The sequence below is a fragment of the Shewanella sp. SG41-4 genome (assembly GCF_014164505.1).
GTDB lineage: Bacteria > Pseudomonadota > Gammaproteobacteria > Enterobacterales > Shewanellaceae > Shewanella.
This window is the reverse complement of the sequence record NZ_JACJFI010000249.1, coordinates 1-5,669: the sequence shown is the minus strand read 5'-3', so window position 1 is coordinate 5,669 and position 5,669 is coordinate 1. Positions and strand designations below refer to the sequence as shown.

4 protein-coding genes are annotated in these 5,669 nt (G+C 42.5%); all 4 read left to right on the top strand.

What is annotated here, in order from left to right; all coding sequences use genetic code 11:
• Window positions 1-87: 87 nt before the first annotated feature.
• Window positions 88-708: a hypothetical protein gene (locus H5202_RS17280; protein WP_182773170.1), complete on the top strand. Its 621-nt coding sequence runs from the start codon at window positions 88-90 to the stop codon at window positions 706-708.
• 94 nt (window positions 709-802) lie between these two features.
• Complete coding sequence (locus H5202_RS17275; RefSeq protein ID WP_182773169.1) at window positions 803-1,816, top strand: virulence RhuM family protein; 1,014 nt, start codon at window positions 803-805, stop codon at window positions 1,814-1,816.
• Window positions 1,817-2,340: 524 nt separating this feature from the next.
• Complete coding sequence (locus H5202_RS17270) at window positions 2,341-3,771, top strand: ATP-grasp domain-containing protein (RefSeq protein ID WP_259397366.1); 1,431 nt, start codon at window positions 2,341-2,343, stop codon at window positions 3,769-3,771.
• A partial coding sequence (locus H5202_RS17265) for a CocE/NonD family hydrolase (protein WP_182773168.1) occupies window positions 3,659-5,669 on the top strand: 2,011 nt, incomplete at its 3' end. The genes H5202_RS17270 and H5202_RS17265, both read left to right, overlap by 113 nt.

The window sequence follows — 5,669 nt, the reverse complement described above, 5'->3', positions numbered from 1 at the left end:
ATGTCATACTGACACTGTCATATTTATTAAAATTATGCCAGTATTAAGTTATAGTTCATTTACTAAAACCTTAAATTAGGCTTAATTATGTCTTCAATCGCATGGCTAACGCCGTCATCTTCAAAGCATTCAAAATGGCTGGTGGCTTATGTAAGAAGAAATTATCCGGCAATTAATCAGAAATTAAGTAAAAGGTATTTAAGCGCTAAGTTGTTCTGCCAGGCATTTAAAGAAAATGTTGAATCATATTGGCCTGATAAGTACGAAAGATCAGCTCAACTAACCAAATTACGAAATGCATGGGATCAGGAACAGAGTCGAAAAAGTAGAAAAACTCAGTCTTTATCAATTCAACTAGATGGTGAAGTTAAAAAGCAATTCTCTGAATTTGTGAAATTTCACAAACTTACCCAAGCAAAGTTCATTGAAGAGTTGCTGTTTCACTACAATACACCTAATGGTGAAACTGACTTATTCAAAACCGCAGATACACGCCGCCAAGACTCTCTTGATAAAGAGAAGCTTGAAGTTGAAATTAGCGCTTTAAAAGCCAAATTAATAGATAAAGATAAGGAAATCGAGCGGCTAAAATCGAAAGTTAAAAAGCTCACTAAATCAACCAACTCTTCTAAAAGTGGGAAATCGGATATTCAGGAGGTAATTAAAAAGGCTTTTGAAGAGCATGTTCAAGGCAAGATTAAGTCATAAAGTTTCAGTACTCTTTATGGTAGGAACGCTGCTGGTTTTTCGGTAACATAAACTTACTTATAAAAACTTTTTATAGCCCATTTTAGGATATTAAATGAACCCGCAGCTACCTCTTGCCATGTTTACGTCTAGTGATGGTAAAACTCGTCTTCAAATTCGTATGCAAGACGGCTCGCTTTGGTTAACGCAAAAACAAATTGCAGATCTATTTGAGCGTTCCACTCCAACAATTAACGAACATCTTAAAAATATTTATGATGAAGGCGAATTGGAACCTGATTCAACTATTAGGAAATTCCGAATAGTTGCCCTAGAAGGCACAAGGGAAGTGGAAAGGCTGCTAGATCATTACAATTTAGAGGCGGTACTTTCTGTTGGTTACAGAGTTCGTTCATCACGCGGTACACAGTTTAGGCAGTGGGCTAATCAAGTACTAAAAGAGTTTTTAATTAAAGGGTTCGCTATGGATGACGAACGCCTTAAAAATCCTGATAAAGATCTGAGTTCAGACTACTTTGATGAATTACTTGAACGCATTCGCGATATACGTGCTTCAGAGCGTAGATTTTATCAAAAAATCACTGATATTTACGCTACTGCAAGTGACTACAATAAAAATGCTCCTGAAAGTCAAAGCTTCTTCGCCACTGTTCAAAATAAGCTTCATTGGGCAATACATGGACATACGGCTGCTGAGCTAGTTAAAGAACGTGCTAATAGCGAGCTACCAAATATGGGCCTCAAGTCTTGGGGCGGTGAACGAGTTACTAAAAAAGATGTATCGGTAGCTAAAAACTATTTAACGCAAGAAGAATTGAGTGAGTTAAACCAAATTGTCACAATGTACTTAGACTTTGCTGACTTACAAGCTAAGAAAAAAGTTCCTATGACAATGGCCCAGTGGGCGACTAAGCTGGATGCATTTTTAGAGTTTAACGATCAAAATGTATTAACCAATGCAGGAAAAATCTCACATAAAGTAGCCCAACAACTTGCTGAAAGTGAATACGAGAAATTTGTCGAAATACGCAGGGTTGAGCTGACAAATGAAGTCAGCGATTTTGATGAGTTAGTTAATAAAGAAAAGCAGTTAAGTCAGAAAAAATAATTCACCAAAGCGCTTTAAATAACAGTGGTGAGTGAATTGGTGAGTACTACTCTATATTCCGGCCAAATCAATTCACAAGTACTTGATAAATATAGGTTAAGTTAAATATAAAAACATTCAGATCCAAAACGTTGAATAACGTTTCTCCCTGCTCTCAAATGCTAAAAAATCCGTAATGACAAATGTTATTACGGATTTTTTGTTTTTAGCGCTTTGTGTGACGGTTTCCTATTGAGTGAAAAAGTAGGACTAAAATGGTGACTAATTTGATTCGTCATAACGGTTAAAAAATCTAGTTATTCATTTGAACTTAAGCTAATACATATCAATGTCAATTATGCATCAATGTGCTAGAGCCCAAAGCACATAAGGCATTGAGAAATTAAGTTAGGCCAATTTCGCCCCATTTAATAGACAAGCAGATCGCCATCAACTACCCTCATATATGCCGTTAAAATAAACAGTATCTCGTTAAGAACAGTTATTAATGGCAATGAAGGGATAACAAAGCAGGGGGCCGAAAAATGAAAAACATTTTTGTTTTTGGTGCGGACGAATTCAACCTTTCCCTAATGCGTTCGCTCGATTCTGCCCATGAATATTGTTTTCATGAGCTTTATCAATATTCAGAGGTAAAGACAGGAAAAGAATTTCCGGTCGAAGCCTTGTATGAAGGCGCTTTAGCGCGATTGAATAGCTATCCTGCCTCTGTAGATGCCATTGTTGGCTATTTGGATTTCCCCGTTAGCACCATGCTCCCTCTATTGTGCCAATCTTTAGGCTTACCCTCTCCCAGCTTTGAAGCAGTACTCAAATGCGAGCATAAATATTGGAGCAGGTTGGAACAGCGCCGAGTCATCCCAGAATACATCCCAAACTTTTGCGCCGTTGATCCTTTTAAAGATGATTATAAGCAGCAAATCACCCTCGATTATCCTTTCTGGCTTAAGCCGGTAAAAGCGGTTTTATCACACCTTGGGTTTATGGTGCGTAATGATAGTGAACTCGAAATGGCGATTATGGAGATCCGCAAAAAAATCTACTGCTTTGCCAAGCCGTTCAACTACTTACTTCAATTTGCTGACCTGCCAGATGAAATTGCCGCTGTTGATGGCTATCACTGCATCGCCGAAGGAATAATCTCCCATGGCCAGCAATGTACGCTTGAAGGCTATGTTTTTGATGGCAAACTGTGCGTCTATGGAGCAGTTGACTCAATACGTGAAGGTGAGCATGGTTCCAGCTTTTCTCGCTATCAGTATCCATCATCGATCCCACAGCCTGTTCAAGACAAAATGATCGCCGTCACCGAGCGCTTCCTTACCGCTATCGATTTTGATAATGGTCCATTCAATATCGAGTATTACTGGGACAAGGAGAGTGACCATATCTGGTTGCTGGAAATTAATACCCGTATTTCCAAGTCCCATTCGCCATTATTTCGCAACGTCGATGGCAAGTCACATCACCAGGTAATGCTAGATTTGGCCTTAGGTAAACAACCTGTATTTCCCCATCGTAAAGGTTTATATAAATATTCGGCCAAGTTTATGTGGCGCACACATACAGATGCACTGGTAAAACGGATACCCACAGAGCAAGAAATACAGGCCATTACCCAGCGTATCGCGGGCACTGATATTCAGCTGCATGTCCGTGAGAGAATGCGCCTGTGTGATCTTAATTATCAAGACAGTTACAGCTATGAGATCGCAACTGTATTTATCGGTGGTGATAGCGAACAGGAACTGTTGCAGAAATATCATGATGTACAACAGGCATTACCGCTGGAACTTGTACCACTGCTTTTAATGACCTGCGCGATAACCATAAGGAGGAAATATGACGGCTGCCAAGCACTGCGCATACAAAATCCGCCATATCGAACATTGCTGGATCCCGATGGCCGACGGCATTCGTCTTTCAGCCCGCATCTGGATGCCAGAAAATGCTGAGGCTAAGCCTGTACCGGCTATTTTCGAGTTTATTCCTTATCGTAAACGTGATGGCGTCAGATTACGTGACGAAACCATGCATCCATATTTTGCCGGACACGGCTATGCCTGTATCCGTGTGGATATCCGTGGTAGTGGCGACTCTGAAGGTGTGCTGACGGACGAATATCTGCAGCAGGAACTCGACGATGGTATCACTGTTATTGAGTGGCTTGAGAAGCAACCATGGTGCGACGGCAATATTGGCATGTATGGGATCTCATGGGGGGGATTCAATGGCTTGCAAATTGCGGCAATGCAACCACCGCAACTTAAAGCTATCGTCAGCGTTTGCTCTACTGATGATCGCTACGCCGATGATGTGCACTATATGGGAGGCTGCCTGCTCGGTGATAATCTTTCTTGGGCCTCGACGATGTTTGCTTACAACTCTTTACCACCTGATCCACAAATTGTCGGTAACAAGTGGCGCGACATGTGGTTTGAACGCCTTAAAGGCAGTGGCTTATGGCTCGATATCTGGCTTAATCATCAACACCGTGACGAATATTGGCAACATGGATCGATTTGCGAAGATTTTTCTAAAGTACAGATCCCAGTCATGGCTGTCAGCGGCTGGGCCGATGGCTACAGTAATGCAGTTTTTCGGCTGCTCACCAACTTGCCTGGTCCGAGACAAGGATTAATTGGCCCCTGGAGCCATAAATACCCACATATTGGCGTGCCCGGCCCTGCAATTGGTTTTTTGCAGGAATGTCTGCGGTGGTGGGATAAATGGTTGAAAGGTATTGAGACCGGCATTATGGACGAACCCATGCTGCGGGCATGGATGCTGGACAGTATGCCTCCGTCAACGTCTTACCATCAACGCTTTGGCCGCTGGGTCAGCGAACCATCTTGGCCGTCATCCAATATTGGTACACTTGCCTTCAAGCTTGATAAATATCGATTGGTAGATGAATTTGCAGAAGTTGCTGAGGAAGAGCTGTGCTTGCAGTCGCCATTAAGTAACGGTCTGTTTGCGGGTAAATGGTGTTCATATAGCACAACACCAGATCTTCCCCATGATCAGCGTGAAGAAGAAGGCGGCGCGTTAGTTTTCACAAGTGAGGCTCTGGACACCTCGCTTGAGATCATGGGCGCGGTGGTAATCGAGCTAGAAATATCGGCCAGTAAGCCAATGGCAATGATCGCTGTGCGTCTATCTGATGTGCATCCAGACAACAAAAGCTCGAGAGTAACATACGGCCTGCTGAATCTGACCCATAGAGATAGCCATGAAAATCCGACTCCACTGCAACCAAATAAGCGCTATTGGGTAAAGCTTCAGCTTAACGGTATCGCGCAGACCTTCCCTAAGGGCCACCGGATCCGAATTGCAATTTCTTCCTCTTATTTTCCGCTAGCTTGGCCTCCAGCAGAGTCGACACAACTCAAGATTTACACTGGTTGCAGTCGGGTGATATTGCCAAGTCGAATCCCACGTGAAGAAACGATAACTTTCCTTGATCCTAAGGCTTCCGTAAGTGGTGCCAAGCAGCAACTTATAGAAGGACATCATAACTGGCGAGTAATCCGCGAACTGGACAAGGATTTGTCTACTTTAGAAGTCATTAACGACAACGGTACTTACCTCCTCGAAGATATCGACTTGATTGTGAACCGCGAAGCGAATGAGTGGTACTCCTATCAGCGTGATGACTTTCAATCAGCACAGGGTAAAACTCTCTGGCGATGGGGGTTTAAGCGAGGTGACTGGGCTGTAGAGACCGTCACTCGAACCTTACTGCACTGCGATGAGTTTTATTTTTATCTGGATGCAGAACTAGACGCTTATGAAGGAGACAAGCGCGTTTATTCGCAAAACTGGAACCTTCGTATTAGTCGTAACTTGGTTT

What these genes read in the sequence shown, in the direction of transcription:
- H5202_RS17275 (WP_182773169.1), top strand. Translation starts at nt 803, where the DNA reads ATGAACCCGCAGCTACCTCTTGCCATGTTTACGTCTAGTGATGGTAAA.
- H5202_RS17280 (WP_182773170.1), top strand. Translation starts at nt 88, where the DNA reads ATGTCTTCAATCGCATGGCTAACGCCGTCATCTTCAAAGCATTCAAAA.
- H5202_RS17270 (WP_259397366.1), top strand. Translation starts at nt 2,341, where the DNA reads ATGAAAAACATTTTTGTTTTTGGTGCGGACGAATTCAACCTTTCCCTA.